General features: G+C 55.1%; 9 protein-coding genes. 3 read left to right on the forward strand and 6 right to left on the reverse strand.

Going from position 1 to position 15,508, the window contains the following annotated elements:
* Positions 1-14 precede the first annotated feature (14 nt).
* The gene (gene hpsA, locus IQ241_RS04480) at positions 15-4,460 is read right to left on the reverse strand and encodes a hormogonium polysaccharide biosynthesis protein HpsA (protein WP_193905220.1); all 4,446 of its coding nucleotides are present in this window, start codon (positions 4,458-4,460) and stop codon (positions 15-17) included.
* A 485-nt stretch (positions 4,461-4,945) separates the two neighbouring features.
* Entirely contained in the window at positions 4,946-5,182 is a 237-nt protein-coding gene (gene rpmB, locus IQ241_RS04485) for a 50S ribosomal protein L28 (RefSeq protein ID WP_193905221.1), read from the reverse strand.
* 153 nt (positions 5,183-5,335) lie between these two features.
* Between rpmB and IQ241_RS04490 the strand changes: the two genes are divergently transcribed.
* Positions 5,336-5,572, forward strand: coding sequence for a hypothetical protein (locus IQ241_RS04490; protein ID WP_193905222.1), 237 nt, complete (start codon positions 5,336-5,338; stop codon positions 5,570-5,572).
* Positions 5,565-5,903 (forward strand): type II toxin-antitoxin system PemK/MazF family toxin, encoded by a 339-nt coding sequence (locus IQ241_RS26345; protein WP_193905223.1) that lies wholly within the window; start codon positions 5,565-5,567, stop codon positions 5,901-5,903. The genes IQ241_RS04490 and IQ241_RS26345 overlap by 8 nt, the downstream gene beginning before the upstream one ends.
* Before the next feature lie 75 nt (positions 5,904-5,978).
* Here IQ241_RS26345 and htpG read toward each other — a convergent pair whose 3' ends face one another.
* The 4 genes from htpG to IQ241_RS04515 all read right to left on the reverse strand — a co-directional run bounded on the left by htpG (position 5,979) and on the right by IQ241_RS04515 (position 11,931).
* Positions 5,979-7,952 carry a molecular chaperone HtpG gene (htpG, locus tag IQ241_RS04500; protein ID WP_193905224.1) on the reverse strand — a complete coding sequence of 658 codons (1,974 nt, stop codon included), beginning with the start codon at positions 7,950-7,952 and terminating at the stop codon, positions 5,979-5,981.
* 102 nt (positions 7,953-8,054) lie between these two features.
* The gene (locus IQ241_RS04505; RefSeq protein WP_193905225.1) at positions 8,055-9,323 is read right to left on the reverse strand and encodes a glycosyltransferase family 4 protein; all 1,269 of its coding nucleotides are present in this window, start codon (positions 9,321-9,323) and stop codon (positions 8,055-8,057) included.
* Positions 9,320-10,336 (reverse strand): glycosyltransferase, encoded by a 1,017-nt coding sequence (locus IQ241_RS04510; RefSeq protein WP_193905226.1) that lies wholly within the window; start codon positions 10,334-10,336, stop codon positions 9,320-9,322. Before IQ241_RS04510 ends, IQ241_RS04505 begins: the two co-directional genes overlap by 4 nt.
* Before the next feature lie 131 nt (positions 10,337-10,467).
* Positions 10,468-11,931: a CoA-acylating methylmalonate-semialdehyde dehydrogenase gene (locus IQ241_RS04515; protein WP_193905227.1), complete on the reverse strand. Its 1,464-nt coding sequence runs from the start codon at positions 11,929-11,931 to the stop codon at positions 10,468-10,470.
* Between the two features lie 198 nt (positions 11,932-12,129).
* Between IQ241_RS04515 and nrdJ the strand changes: the two genes are divergently transcribed.
* The gene (gene nrdJ, locus IQ241_RS04520) at positions 12,130-15,447 is read left to right on the forward strand and encodes a ribonucleoside-triphosphate reductase, adenosylcobalamin-dependent (RefSeq protein WP_193905228.1); all 3,318 of its coding nucleotides are present in this window, start codon (positions 12,130-12,132) and stop codon (positions 15,445-15,447) included.
* The last annotated feature ends 61 nt before the right edge of the window (positions 15,448-15,508 follow it).

The raw sequence follows: 15,508 nt of genomic DNA on the forward strand, positions 1-15,508 counted from the left end.
GGCTCCTAATTGACCTAACAGCTTGAAAGCGCGCTACACAGATTTTGGATGTAGGGATCGTCTACCGGCAGCTCACGAAAGAATTCGCTGCGAGGTTGGCCTACGGTGACAAAGCGTTGAGCAATAGGCGCTGAGGGGGCATATTGAAGGCCCACATCGTACCCCCAGAGCCGGTTAGCCGCGCCGTAGAAAACAATGTTTTCCTCTCTCTTAGGGTTCTCACCTGGTTCCCAGGCATCCTGGTCCCAAGGAGCAGTGGCCTGAGTGCTGAAGTTGAGCTGAAAGAAACCACCTGAGATATAGAGGTTTTTACTTTTCCAGTGCTCCAGCAGTCGGGGGAAATTGTGCATACCGCCGTAGGGCTGTTCTACGCGAGAGGGAACAATTCCAGCGATTAGCAAGGCATTGATGCGCGTATTATTTTTAGCAGAGATCTGGTTGGCTGCATGTTGGCTTTTATCGGTAAATCTGCCATATTCAATAGTGCCTACACCTGACACTAGATCAGGTTCACCATTTCTATTGAGTCTGATCGGGACACTGATTGCGGTAGGGACGGACCCTCCTGTCTCCCGTATCCACTGTTCTCTGCTAAAAGCTATCTTCCGAGCAGGGTCTGTCCCAGACTTGTAGGGGCGATTGAAGTTGAGGAAAGAAGAATCTACTACCGGGGAACCGTCTCCAGAGCCCACATCATAGACAAACCCATCCTCAATCACGCCATCCCTAAAGTTGTCAGACTGTGTTGTGATCCCATCGGCAAAAATTTCAGCCGGTCGCCACTTGTCATCTTCAGCAGTGGCAAATGTGGTATCTAAGGTGCTACGGGTGTAGAAGTTGTCGTAGTCGTCGTCCAGCTTTTGGGTGAACTCTTCTAGCCGAGCACCGCTGCTCCTATCCTGGTGCCAGTTAAAGTCACCCCTAATATACACCGGGTTGTCTGAGTTAAACGTTATTCCGTGAAGCACGGTGGATGGGCGGTTGAAATCTTTTCCATTAATCAGTCGCCAGCCGTGGGGGCGGCGGTCGGGATCGGCAAAGAAATCAACGGGCTTGGGACTGATCAGGTTGTCAGTATTGAGCGGTGGGTCCTGAGTTCCGGACTGGTTTCCCAGATTATTTCCGGTTGCCTTCATTCGACAGTTGGAAGTGATAATAGTTGCTAGCGTGTTACAGCTTCCCCAATTGGCTGCCCTGGGACGAACGATGGAATCTTCACGGACCGCATCTTCACGGAATGCGTAGACAACGCCATCGGTTACTGCTGAAATCCACTTATCACCGTTGTTTCCTCTATTGAAAAGCTGGTCGAGATCCATATCCATTACCCGGGTGTTTAATACCTCTCGACCATCCATGATGCCCTTGTCCAGCAGAGCTAGATTGAAGAAACCGGCGGGAGTAGAAATGGTCATGGGTTGACGCGTTGAGGGATCGGGATCGAACACTCCCCTGAGGGTTTCGGGATCTGAACTATCCCAGTTACTCAAAGTAGGCGGGTTAAATTCCGTAGGGTTTCTAAAGGGCAGCTGCCAACTGTCAGGGCTGCTCGCACCAGCGCCAATGTCTCTAGGGTCGAGCTTGATGCTGCTGATGCTGAGCGCTTTGTAAGCTACCGCTGAGCTTTTGTTTGTTCCACTCGTGACAGGGTTGTTACTAATGTAGGCTTGAGCGATGTACTCCTCAGTGGAGGGCTGTGTTTCGCGCTGGTTGTGATTAACCGTGGGAAACAGGTAGTAGAGGGCGGGATATTTCGGTCCTGCCTGCTTGGAGCAAAAGATGTTTGCCAGCGCTAGCCGCTTGTCACGACCTGAAATGCTGCTGAATTCGGCATCTGGGTTGCAGGTGAGTTCGTATGTACCTGCCGTAAAGGCACCTGAAGTCGGCGCGAGGGAGTAATCGTGAATCTTCGTATTAGCCCCTCTAAAGCCGAGAGCGCGATCGCGCTCGGTCTGGTAGTACAGGGCTAAAGCTCTAAATTCCTCTGGGCTGGTCTGACTGGACAGGAATGTCGCCCAATCCTCCAAAGTCTGTACTTTTGGGTCGCCCGCGAAATTAGTAATGACATAGTCAGCAACAGACTGTCCCTTACTGCTAATAATACTCTCGCTAGCTGATTTCAAGCTATCGAGGTTGTAGGCTAGCATCCCCAGGGTACAGGCCGCGCTGTGAAGCGTAGACTTGTCGGCCAGGCTCAGATCTGTGCTCGGGTCTGTCGCCCGAGGAACTTGGTACGACACCTGGTCAGACCCTGAGGCATCGATGTAGTCGTCAAAAATCCGTCTGAGCTTGGAGAAGTCTCCCCACATGGCGAAGTAAGGATAAGGATGAACCTGATTATCCTGTACCGGCCTGAAAGAGGGCGCACCGCCCAGCGGATCACCGGCAAAGTAGGCCAGATTCCTCAAGGCGCTGCCAAGCGGGCTAGTACGATCGTTAACCGCTGTCCGGAAAGCGGCTTCAGGGTTAGCATTTGACTCAAATGGAACCTTAAACTCCCAACCGTTGGTGCCCCGACCGTTCAAGAAGTTCACTTCGAGCGTTGAGGTACCGGGATAGGTCTTAAACGTGCGGCTGTCGCGCAGGCTCATGAACGTCCCGGGATGGACGGTTGAAGCGACGCAAGCCAGGGGATACTCACCGCCATAGGATTTATAGTGGTACACCGCCATACTTTGTACGGCCGCCAGATTATCTCGCAGGGAACGGCGCTGGCGCTGCTCATGACTAGAAACACTACTAGGCGGGTAAAGGGGATCATTAGCGGCTCCCCAGCCATACATATTTCCTAACTCTAGCCGCTGTCCCACAATTAGCCGCAGCCCACCCGCGACGGCACGCCGCTCCCAGTAGCCATCTAGACCAAAGTTACCGTTGCTAGGATTTGTCGCATCTGGTGAAAAGGCATTGAGGGTGGGGTTGGTCTCGATTCTGTCACCCAGTACCGATGCATCACTCGCCAGGCTATTTTGTGAGTTGTATACCGGCTTGGGACCATAGCGATTATCGGCTCGGTAGCCGTCATCTAAGTATGGAATAACGGCATCAGGCAAGTTGCGTATGCGGCGATTATTTCCGTTGGCAAAAATGGAATTTGCCCAGTTTGGGTCTCTTTTCCAGGTCGTTGAATTGATATGGGTTGAGATACCAGTCGTAAAAAGCTGAATCGGATCCAATGCAACATCGGATGGGGAAGGCGTTTGATTTGGCTTAGACGCAACAGAATCATCGGTGTCATCTGTCAGCCTGGTATTATTCTCTTGATTGGGAGCCTCATTTCTACTGGTATAGATATGAAATTTGGGGTATTTATTGCCGTTGCTGCCGACCCCAGCTCCCTTTTCAAACTTATCAGCACCGCTAGCGGTTTTGGTCAGCGCGCCAAAGATAATCTGCCCTTGAAAATCGGGGGTCCCATCGTTGTTGTCATCTCTTTGGCCTAGGGTAATCTCAGAGTTGGTATTGCTATAGACGCAAGAGCTAGGCGAGCTCAGCATGTAAGCCTTAAACTGCTGAGGAGTAATCAGGCTACCCTCGGTATGGATCGCGCCATTCCAGTTAAACTCTGGCCCCGAAAAAATTTCCAAGTCATAGCGGAACCAGGCTCCCCATTTATTGCCCCGGTTAGACTGGCGTACCTGCTGAAACTCCGAAGCGCTAACGGTGCGATTGGCCGCGCTGCTGTTGACGACTAGCGTATTGATTTGGAAATTCTTTTCTAACTGGGCCTGATTGACGACCTGCCACCCCCCCTCTGGCGTCCTCGCAGATGCTGTACAGCCGCTCGCGGTCTCAGCCGTGTTGATTGGGCCATTGCGAGTTACCAGGGCCTGAGCCTTGGCCGTTGAGACTTGGTCATCTATATTTTGGCTGGTTCCACCCGGGGGCGTCGCTTCATCATCCATCAGGATGGAGTAGGCAATCGTTTCGTCTGTGCCGTCACCGTTGAGGTCGGTATTAAATGACCAGGCATTATCGTCAGCGCTATCAACTCCGCCAATATTTAATCGGGTCTCTCCGGGCAAGGTGTAGGGATCGTCCGCTGATGCAATGATGCCGGCGCTACCATTGTTAAGCATCATGGCTGCTAGCACATCGCTAGAGGGCACACCACCAGGGAAGCGAGGATCCTTAGTAAATAAGTACTCAATCTTGGCCCGAGCCCGGTCGAGCGCGGGCGCGGCAACGTTGTCTACTACCTGCTGCTCTCGCTCTGCGATGGCTTGACTAGAACGCGTAAACGACCGATAGCTCATTGCCCCGACCGTCAGCGAAACCATCAGCAGCAGCAGGACAGTGGTGGGCAGCACGAAGCCGGCCCGACTGAGGCGAGCCGGCCGATTCACCCAGAAAAGGAGTCTCAGCAGACTAGCAGCAAGACGATTGGGCAGGCGCTTGACCCACCGCCAGAGCTGGTAACCCAAATTTTTCGTGGCTCCGGTCGGTTTATCAGTTGGCATGGCAGGCCCTTAGTCCTAGATCAGGTAGGTAGATCGATCGATCGATAAAGCAGAGCGGGCGTTGAGTAACGCCCGCTCTCAATTGGGTTTCCAAATCTGTCAGGCAGATAGAAAACCTGATGAGGTCATAGTGAGTTGAGGCGTCGAAGCGTTTAGTAATTCTATGCAAATTCATATTGCCCAGAGGGGGTACCAAAACGATCAAAAAACAGGCAAAAAAATGGCATATCAATGCGTCCTGACGTCATCAATCTAAACTGCTTTTAGAGATTTTCGGTCGTCTTCGGCAGGGGCATTAAAAAACCCCTCTGTCCTATAGGACAGAGGGGTTTTAGGATTTTGGCCGAGACTAGAGACTCAGGCAGGGATGCCTGACCGAAGAGATTCTCTGACGGGAATTACTGATACTATAATCGGGGGATTAAAACGCGATCGCAGTATTCTCACTCAAAAATTTCCGTGTGAATACTGGCTCACTATTTAGCCTAGTATTTGTTTAAATTAATTCCCGCTTCGCGAGCCATCGCCTCCAGCCCTTTCTTTTGTAAAGTCTTAATCGCCTTGGTCGAAACCCGCAGCTTCACAAACCGATTGCCCTGGGGCCACCAGATGCGCTTATCCTGCAAGTTTGCCTCTTGCAGCCGCTTGGTGCGACGGTGGGAGTGGGAAATTGAGAAGGCATTATTAGCCTTTTTGCCAGTTAAATCGCACTTGCGGGACATAGGAATCTCCAGATTGACACAGTTAGCCATTATAGACGGCAACGGCAATGGGTAGCAAAGGAGCACTGCCAAACCTCTTCCCCACTCGTGGCATTGACTTTTGGTAAGACTAAGTGCCTTATAATTAATAAGACAAGCAATGCTACATTTAATATGGCAGCCAAGACAAAGATTACAGTCACCGTTGACGCAGACCTGCTACATTCCCTAGAGCAGTACAACCATCAGAGCCGCTCTGAGATGGTTGAAACTGCGATGCAAGTATACCGAAAGCATCTGATTGACCAACAGCTACTTCAGTTTTATGCCCAACACTCAGAAACACCAGAGGGGCAGGCTTGGGTTGACATTGCCCATGACAATTTAGACGCGGCCTTTGCGGATGATTAGGCAAGGAGAAATTTACCTGTGCAAGGCGATTAGGTCGTCAGGCGATACCAAAAAAAGACCGGCACTGGTGATTTCAGAAGATCGGCGAAATTATTACAGCAGCACGGTTCTAATCGTTCCATTCACTAGTAGGATTGACCAGCTGGCTGCGACACGAGTTCTGATCTCAACAGGAGAAGGAGGTCTGGAGCGTGATTCAGTAGCCATGTGCGATCTCATCACCACCGTAAAGCAATCGCTTCTGGAGCGAGGTCCCTATGGGGGAGCGATTAGCCGGGCAGCACTTAGCAAGATTCAGGAAGGGATCATGATTGCAATAGGGGTCTACTAAAAAGCTTTACTCCCAAAGCCCCTCTCCTAGAGCAGGAAAGGGGCTTCTAGATAGACTTTATTTAACTGCGACTACCTACCGCTCGGTCAGCTGAGTCAGTAGCGTTGTCGAGCGATCCGTAAAGGTCTTCATGCCGTCGGCGTCAAAACCTTTCTGCGCCATTAGGGCTAGGTCATAGACCTGCTCGCAGATCAGCGCCGCCAGCTGCTCCGAGGGAGAGGGTTCGCCGCTGGTTTGGACGATCGCCCCCTGCCCTAAGTTGGCCAGGTTCTGAATCAGGGGGTGAGAGGTATTGACCAGCAGCGTATGGTTCGGCGGAAACTGGACGGCCTGATGCTGGATAAAGGCGCTCATCTCCTGCATCCGGCGAATTTCCTCCGGCAGCAGCACCATCGCCGGTGGAGCCGACTGATCGTTGGCCTTCAGGGCCTCCGTCCGAATCGTCACCTGGGGCCGCTTCAGCGCTTTCTCAAACAGCTCCTTGACTTGCTCGCTGCGGGTCTTATTCGTCGCCGAATCGACGATCTCGCTGGACTTGTCGGCGTCGATCAGCGTCTGGTCGAGGTCTGAATCGACCCGCAAAAACTTCACATCGGAATATTCGCTTTCCAGGAAAGAGACGAAGTGCGTATCGATGAAGGAATCCATAAACAGCACTTCCAGCCCCTGGCTCTGGTGCAGCTGAATGTAGGTGGCCTGGGATACCTCATCCGTAGCGTAGTAAACCCGATTTTCGTGCTTGCCCTGATTGCGCTCCAGATAGTCCTTCAGGGTCGTGTAGAACGCACCATTGGCATCCGTCGCCACCTGCGGGGAGTCAGCCTCAGCCCAAGCGTCGTCTTCACCCTGCTGCACCTCGACTTTGGGCGTATCTGTCTGGCCCAGGTCAGCCGTCGTGCGGAAAATCACATAGTCCTTCACCTGCTGCTTGAACTTATCGTCATTCAGCGAGCCAAATTTGACGAAGGTACCCAGGTCCTGCCAGCAGCGAATGTAGTCGGCCTGGCTGTCGCGGTAGAGCTCCTTCAGCCGGTCGCCTACCTTTTTAGCAATATAGTCAGCAATTCTACGGACGGTGCGGTCGTTCTGCAAAAAGCTGCGGGATACGTTTAAGGGAATATCCGTACTGTCGATCACCCCACGCAGCGGCATCAGAAAGCGAGGAATAATTTCTTCACAGTTTTCACTGACGAAGACCTGATTGCAGAAGAGCTTGATTTGCCCTTTGTTGACATCGACATCGGGCTTGAGCTTAGGGAAGTACAGGATACCGTTGACCACAAAGGGATAATCGGTATTCAGGTGGACCCAGAGCAGCGGCTCTTCTTCAAAGGGATAGAGGTAGCGGTAGAGCTCCAGGTAGTCCGAGTCTTCCAAGCTGCTGGGCGACTGCTTCCAGGGGGCTTCTTGCTTGTTGATGACCTCGCCGTCCAGCTGAATCGGCACGGGCATAAAGTCGCAGTAGGTTTTGATCAGCTGTCGAATTCGACCGGGCTCTAGATACTCCTGCTCATCATCCATCAGGTGGAGCGTAATCGTGGTGCCCCGCTCTGTTCGCGCTGACTCGGAAAGCTGGAACTCCGTCGTGCCATCGCAGGACCAGTGAACCGGGGTGGCTGCTTCCTGGTAGGACAGCGTGTCGATATCAACCCGGTCCGCCACCATGAAGGACGAATAGAACCCCAGACCAAAGTGACCGATAATCTGCTGGTCGGTGCTGTCCTTATATTTGGTGATAAATTCTTCGGCGCTGGAGAAGGCGACCTGGTTGATGTACTGCTTGATCTCCTCAGCCGTCATACCAATGCCGTTGTCGGTGATGCTGAGGGTCTTAGCGTCTTTGTCGATCTGGAGCTGAATTTCGGGTGTCAGCTCGCCGGAAAATTCCCCCGAGCGGGACAGCATGGACAGCTTACTGATGGCATCTACCGCATTGGAAACCAGCTCACGGATAAAGATTTCGTGGTCAGAGTATAGCCATTTTTTGATGATTGGGAAGATATTCTCAGTATGAATACTGATGTTTCCCTGCTCTAAAACCGTAGTCATTAGCGCAACGTTGCCTCCTGGATGGGTTAGTGCTAGATTCTATTTTCCAAAATTTAAGCTTAAACGCTAGCAGGGCAGAAGGGGATAGGGGTGTGGGTTTCCCTACTTAGTCAGCGCCGATGAATGGAGATTGCGACTGAGGATGGTCCGATAGAGATCGGCGTAGGCAGCGGCTTGGTGGGCCAGCGTAAACTGATTTAAGACCGTTTGGCGAGCAGCTTTGGAGAGAGACTGCGATCGCTGTGCTAATACCCAGCGAATCCCATTCGCTAGGTCGGCGGGGCTGAAGCACTCAGCCCGGTAGCCATTTTGTAGATGGTCAATACCGTCCTTGAGTCCGGTCGCGTCAAACGAAACGACTGGAGTGCCACAGGCCATAGACTCAATCGCGGTTTTGACAAAGGCTTCTTGCTCAGAGGGTACGACAGTCACATCAGCGGCTGAATAGGCCAGCGCTAGCATCGTTTGATCATGCAAATAGCCTAAAAAGTTGACTGGCAGGCCCAGATCTAGCGGTTGAGCAGGCCGATCGCGACCAAAAATGACGGCTTCGAGCGAGTGAGGCTCAGCCGCGAGCCGCCGTAGCGCCGGGGCAAGATGTTGAAATCCCTTACGGCGATCGCCCGTAGGACTAATCGCCCCGAAGAGGATGAGCTGCTTATTTTGAGGCAGCCTGAGCAGGTCGCGGGCAGTAGCTTGGTCAATGGGGCGATAGCAATCGGTATCAATCGCATTGGGAATGACTTGGATAGGCCGATGCTGAAATAGGCTGCTGGCGCGAGCACAGTCGGCCAGCCAGTGGCTCAAAGGCGCGATGGTTAGGTCAACATCCTGCCAAGCTTTGGATTTACGCCGCCAGACCTGGCGCGATAGGTCATGTTCCCGGTCCGAACCCAGCAGCGGACAGCGACCACAGCGCTGCTGGTAGCCCTCACAATCGCCAGCATAGTGGCAGCCGCCGGTAAAGCTCCACATATCGCGCAGCGTCCAGACCATTGGCTTACCCAACTGCGGCAGGTCTTCGGGCCTGAGCAGCCCCTGGGCAACCCAGTGGAGATGCACGATATCCGGATTGATTTTTCTAATTTTGGCGACCACTCGGCTGGGATAAGCCGCCGCCGAAAACAAACCACTCTGCTTCTGCGGATAGCGTTTGAGCGGCCAATATTCCCAAGTCTGACGCAGACCGCTGAGAACTTTTTGAGAGCCGGTCACGGTTTGAGGCCCCAGCACGTAGGGATCGCTCGTCCCTTTTTCAGCTACCAGCATCCAGGAATTAACCCCGGCCCGACGTAATCCTGTATGGGTTAAAAACGCCCCGCGAGCCGCGCCGCCGTTAGCGTCTGAGGTGCTGAGATGAAGCACTTTCATACTGAGATTGCTTTGACGGGGTCTTGGGCATAGCCTGTGGCAGAATTTTCCTTGAGCACAACTCGAATGATCTCATCAGGGACGTTTTGGCTCTTCAAATAAGCCCAGGCGCGATCGCGCCTGATTCCCCGCGGTACCAGCGTACTCCCGACTAGCTTCAGCACCTTCTTGCCGTAAAATAGCCCATGCCGCCAGCGCGGAATGCGCACAGCATTTCGGTACATACTGTTCACCATGTGGTCCACGTTGTGGGGAGACTTGCAGCTAGATAAACTCTTCAATACCTGCCGCTTGGCCTGGAAGCTTGCGCTGGCGTACCACTGAATCCACAGCGGCATATAGCGAAAAACGTCAGCCGGGCAATAGTCGGTAGTCGCCTGCAGCCGACTCGAAAGCTGTACCCGATAGCCCTTGGCCTTTGCCCGGCAGATATACTCATAGTCGCCGCCGTAGTGCCGAAACCGCGCCGCATCCGGCAGGCCAATCTCAGCCATAATTTCTGCGGGAAGAACGACCAGATTGCCATTGAGCGTATCCACTTGCTGCACAAGCTGCTCCGCAAACTGACGGAAGTGGCTAATCGGCCGCCCCGCAACCACACCGCCGAACACAATCCAGTTGGGGGACTGCCGGTCGCGAACAATCCCACCCGTCAGCGTCTTCCCTTCCTGCTGCTGACAGCACTGAACCAGCTGAGCAACACAGTCGTCTGCCAGGGTGATGTCGTCATTTAGCCAGACCAGATGGCTAACGCCCAGCTTCTGCCTGGCATAGTCCATTCCTAGCGAGATCGCGCCCGTCCACCATAGCTCCCCATCCCCGCGCAGCAGATGAACCTCTGGGAACGCCTGCTCAATCCGCTCCGGCGTCCCATCGCCAGAGCCATCATCCACGACAATCACACTCACCGATACGGTGACCTGACTGCTCTGCTCGCCCAGCTGCTGCAAGATTGCCTGCGTATAGCGCCAGCGATTGCGCACTGGAATTACAATTCCAATTCGAACAGTCATTCTCTGCTCCTATCCCTAGCCTCACCCTATATATACCCGCTGATGCTCTGATCCTCCCATTCTTCAAAACTGGCCATTCTTCAAAACTGGCCATTCTTCAAAACTGGCCATTCGCCAAAACTGGTCATTCTTCAAAACTGGCGCGACCATTCTTTTGGCCAGCGCTCTACTACGACCTTCGTTTGGGTAAAAAACTCGACCGCGTGGCTGCCCTGACCGTGCAGGTCGCCGAAGAAGCTTTCCTTCCAGCCGCTGAAGGGAAAAAACGCCATTGGGGCGGCGACACCGATGTTGATGCCGATGTTACCCGCCTCGGCCTCGTAGCGAAACTTGCGGGCGGCTGCGCCGCTGCTGGTAAACAGGCAGGCCATATTACCCCAGGGACTGCGGTTGACGAGCGCGATCGCGTCCTCGATCGTCTCCACCTGCATCAGCCCCAGCACCGGCCCAAAGATCTCCGTCTGGGCTAGCTCCCCATCTGGCTTCAGGTCTTGCAAAACGGTCGGGCCGATAAAGTTTCCAGCGGGCAGGCCCTGGGGCTGCCGTCCGTCTACCAGGGCAGTCGCCCCTTCCTCAAGGCCGGTCTGGATCAGCTGCTCGACGCGATCGCGGCTTTGGGGCGTAATCACCGGTCCCATCTGGACATCGTCCTCCAGGCCGTTGCCGACTTTGCGGGCGGCGGCGGCGGTTGCGATCGAATCGGCGAAGGACTTTCCGGCAGCTCCGACCGTTACCGCAACTGAGGCGGCCAGGCAGCGCTGACCGGCACAGCCGAAGGCGCTATCTGCGGCAATCCGCGTCGTCATCTCCATATCGGCATCGGGCAGCACAATGATTGGATTTTTGGCTCCGCCCTGGCACTGCACCCGCTTGCCCTCGGCGGCGGCCCGGCTGTAGATATAGCGAGCGACCGGGGAGGAGCCGACAAAGCTGATGGCCCGAATTGTCGGATGGTCGAGAATCGCATCGACCGTCTCCCGCGAGCCGTTGACCAAATTGATTACGCCTTTGGGCAGGTTGAGCTGGTCAATCAGGTTAAAAATCTTCTGCATTGTCAGCGGCACCTTTTCCGACGGCTTGACGATGTAGGTATTGCCGCAGGCCAGGGCATAGGGCATAAACCAGAAGGGGATCATGGCGGGGAAGTTGAAGGGCGCGATCGCGGCGGCTACGCCCAGCGGCTGCCGAATCATAAACTCATCAATGCCGCGAGCCACGTCTTCTAGATAAGTCCCCTGCATCATCATCGGAATGCCGCAGGCCGTCTCTACGTTCTCAATCGCCCGCCGCAGCTCGCCCCGCGACTCTGCCAGAGTCTTGCCGGACTCGGTGGTAATGGTGCGAGCGATGTCCTCCAGGTTTTCCTCTAGCAAGAACTTTAGCCTGAACAGCGGCTGCACCCGCTGGGTCGGCGGCAGGCAACGCCAGTCGGGAAACGCTGCCTGAGCTGCCTGGGCCGCCTGATTGACCTCTTCGGCAGGCGACAGCGGTACCTGGGCCAGCCGCTCTGCCGTCGCTGGATTGACTACTAGCAGGGAATCGGTCGCGCTAGAGGCCGTCCACTGGCCGTCGATGTAATTTTTCAGGGGAGTCATTGCAGATACGCCATATATAGGGGTATTAGTTTTATAAAAACGCTAGAAAAATCCCAGCTAAAGTGTTAGTCTCTGATCCTATAGCGCCCTGCCAGCATCTATCGAAATCTACAGGTAGAGGTTTGGACGCTTCATCTTACGCAAAAGGCTCTACATTTGGGCCGTCCCTTCACCACCCCGCCGCTACCTAAACGACCTATGGTTCAAGAACTCAACCGGCTGCGCACTCAAGCTTCTTCTCAAGCTTCACGGGGACCGTTCCCAGCCAATGCGCCAGCGGCCCATCCCGTTTTCTATCGTACCTACAGTCGGCGTTTGGGCGATGGGCAGCGGGAAACCTGGGATCAGGTGTGCGATCGCACCCTCACCGCCCTCACCCAGCTGGGGCAGCTCAACGCCGAAGAGCAGGCCCTGGTCGCACGAATGCAGCGAGAGCTAAAGGCCCTCCCGTCAGGGCGCTGGCTCTGGGTCGGCGGCACCGAATGGAGCAAAAATCCGCAGAACTTCTCAGGCGCTTATAACTGCACCAGCACCAACGTGGTGGACTGGCGCGCCTTTGGCCTGATGATGGATCTGGCGATGATGGGCTGCGGTACAGGAGCGGTTCTAGAAGCTAAATATATCAACCAGCTTCCCGCTATTCGCAATCGGCTCAGGGTTTCGATGCGCGGCGGCATTGGGACGACGCCTGCGGCTGAGCGGCGAGAGACCACCGAGATTCGGATTGATGCCGACCAGAACCGGGCTGAGATCATTGCTGGCGACAGCCGCCAGGGCTGGGTGAAGTCCTATCAGGGGCTGCTGGAGCTATCGACCGATGAGCGCTTCAGCGGTGAAGGGGAAGTCGAGGTGGTGGTAGACCTGAGCGACATCCGCCCGGCGGGCGAAAAGCTGAAGGGCTTCGGCGGGGTTGCCAACCCGGTGAAGCTGCCTACCCTCTACCAGCGCTGCGCCAATATTCTGAATAAGGCTTTGGGCCGAAAGCTAAATTCGGTTGAGTGCTGCCTGCTGATCGACGAAGCGGCGGCCTGCGTGGTGGCGGGCAACATCCGCCGCAGCGCCGGAATTCGTCAGTTTGATGGCCGGGATGAGCTCGCCGCCCAAGCCAAAGATAACCTCTGGCAGCAGGATGAAGCAGGCAACTGGCGCATCGACCCGGAGCGCGACTCGCTGCGGATGGCCAATCACACCCTGGTCTCCCACGAAAAGCCTTCGCTAGCAGACTGTGAAGCCTCGGTGCGGAAGCAGTTCTACTCCGGCGAAGGGGCGATGCAGTGGGCCAAGGAAGCCGAGCGACGGGCGCAGGGAGAAGGCCGCTACGGTCTGAATCCCTGTGTGACCGCTGATACCTGGGTGCATACGGGCGACGGTCCGCGCCAGGTTAAAGAGCTAATCGGTCGGCAGCACAGCACCTACGTGAACGGAGAGCTCTTTAGCACGACCCCAGAAGGATTTTTCCTATCGGGTGAAAAGCCCGTGGTGAAGCTGACCACCCAGGAAGGCTATGAGCTCCGGCTGACCGAAAACCACCAGGTTCTAAAGGTAACGGCTCAGACCCAGAAAAGACAGTATACCGAATGGGTTCCAGCGGGCGAACTCCGGCCCGGAGATACCGTTCTCCTACAGGACCATCGCCACCTTCAGGCTTGGGATGGCGCGGGCACCCAAGCAGAAGGATGGCTGCTCGGGAGTCTGGTTGGGGACGGCAGTCTGGCCGAAACCCAGTGGAATGACATCGGCATTCTTCGCTACTGGCAGGACTCTCAAGATGAGATGAGTCAACATGCGGTGCAGCTGTTGGCAACCGCCGTTGGCTACACCAAAAGGACCGCAGAAGTTCACTCTCACAAGCAGCTCAAGCATCGAGTCATCAATTCGACCGGCCTGGCCAAGCTAGCCGCTGATTTTGGCATCACTCGGACCCATAAAACCGTCACCCATGCCGTAGAGCGGGCTAGCTATGACTTTTATCGCGGTTTCCTGAGCGGAATATTTGACGCGGATGGCAGCGTCCAGGGAACCCAGCTCAAAGGGGTGAGCGTACGGCTGGCTCAGAGCAACTTGCCGAATCTACAAGCCGTTCAGAGAATGCTGTCTCGACTGGGGATCATCTCAAAAATTTATCCAGAAAGACGACAGGCAGGCTATCGAATGCTGCCAGACGCCCAGCGGCAACCGGCTGAGTATTACTGCCAGGCGCAGCATGAGCTGATCATCAGTAAGGACAATCTGCACCATTTCCAGCGGCTGATTGGCTTCCGCGAGCCTCAAAAAGCAGCCCGGCTAAGCGAGCTGCTGACCGGCTACAAACGTCAGCTGAATCGAGAGCGCTTTGCGGTCACCGTCCAGTCGATTGAGTCAGACGGCGTTGAGAAAGTCTATGACTGTACCGTACCGGGACCAGCCTGCTTTGATGCGAACGGGTTTGTGGCTCACAACTGCGGCGAAATCATCGGACAAAATTTTCACTGCAATCTGGCGGAAATTCATCTGAATCAGATTGACCCGGCAGACCACCAGGGCCAGGAGGATGCCTTTCGGGCGGGCGCGATCGCGGTTGCCGCTTTGCTCAACCATCGCTTCACCGAGCCGCGCTATCAGCAGTCTCGGGCAGAGGACCCGATTGTTGGCGTTTCCTTTACCGGCCTGTTTGACTTCTTTGTCAAAGCCTTTGGGGTTGAGTGGCTGCGCTGGTGGGAGGCCGGGCGGCCCGATACGGTCGCAGGGCTGGCGTTCAAGACGAAAGAGCAGGAATGCCTAAGCCGTTGGAAGCAAATTGTACATGAGACGGTTTGGGACTACTGCGATCGCCACGGCATCAAGCGTCCCAATCGCTGCACAACGGTGCAGCCCGCTGGCACCAAAAGCCTGCTCAGCGGCGCGTCTTCCGGCTGGCATCCGCCCAAGGCCCAGCGGTTTATCCGCCGGATTACCTTCCGCAAAGATGACCCGGTGGCGATGGCCTGCATTGACTACGGCTATGCGGTCGTCCCGTCCCAGTCAGACAAGGACGAAAATGGCAACTTACTCACCGATCCCTTCGACCCGCGCTGCACGGAATGGCTGGTCGAGCTGCCGGTCGAGGTGGAGTGGGCCAACCTGCCCGGTGCCGACGAAATCTCGATTGAGAAATTCTCGGCGCTGGCCCAGTTTGACTTCTACATGCAGGTGCAGAAGCACTACACCGCCCACAACACCTCGGCCACGATTGAGCTGCGGGAAACCGAGATCGAGCCGCTCAGCCAGCGCATTTATGACGCCATTCAAACCGATGAGGGCTACATCTCTGCTGCGCTGCTGGCCCGGTTTGATAACCTGCAAACCTTTCCTCGGCTGCCCTTTGAGCCGATTAGTAAAGACCAGTACGAGGCGCTCAACCGCGAGGTGGCCATTCGCCGCACCACGGAGGATTTCCACCAGGCCCTAGAACGCTATGACGCTGGCGAGCTGATCGAGGCGGGGCCTGCCGGCTGTGACTCAGACAAATGTTTGCTGCCCGAGAAGCAGCCCGATTAGCCCGTAAGGGTCTAATCAGCGACTCTATTTGTTTTATCCGGAGCGTTTATCACCTCGGCGT

The sequence above is a fragment of the Vasconcelosia minhoensis LEGE 07310 genome (genome assembly GCF_015207255.1).
GTDB lineage: Bacteria > Cyanobacteriota > Cyanobacteriia > Phormidesmidales > Phormidesmidaceae > Vasconcelosia > Vasconcelosia minhoensis.

Bases quoted from the DNA above. Each gene is read 5' to 3' on its own strand.
- IQ241_RS04510 (WP_193905226.1), bottom strand. From the start codon at position 10,336: ATGACTGTTCGAATTGGAATTGTAATTCCAGTGCGCAATCGCTGGCGC.
- nrdJ (WP_193905228.1), top strand. From the start codon at position 12,130: ATGGTTCAAGAACTCAACCGGCTGCGCACTCAAGCTTCTTCTCAAGCT.
- IQ241_RS04490 (WP_193905222.1), top strand. From the start codon at position 5,336: ATGGCAGCCAAGACAAAGATTACAGTCACCGTTGACGCAGACCTGCTA.
- IQ241_RS26345 (WP_193905223.1), top strand. From the start codon at position 5,565: ATGATTAGGCAAGGAGAAATTTACCTGTGCAAGGCGATTAGGTCGTCA.
- htpG (WP_193905224.1), bottom strand. From the start codon at position 7,952: ATGACTACGGTTTTAGAGCAGGGAAACATCAGTATTCATACTGAGAAT.
- IQ241_RS04515 (WP_193905227.1), bottom strand. From the start codon at position 11,931: ATGACTCCCCTGAAAAATTACATCGACGGCCAGTGGACGGCCTCTAGC.
- hpsA (WP_193905220.1), bottom strand. From the start codon at position 4,460: ATGCCAACTGATAAACCGACCGGAGCCACGAAAAATTTGGGTTACCAG.
- rpmB (WP_193905221.1), bottom strand. From the start codon at position 5,182: ATGTCCCGCAAGTGCGATTTAACTGGCAAAAAGGCTAATAATGCCTTC.
- IQ241_RS04505 (WP_193905225.1), bottom strand. From the start codon at position 9,323: ATGAAAGTGCTTCATCTCAGCACCTCAGACGCTAACGGCGGCGCGGCT.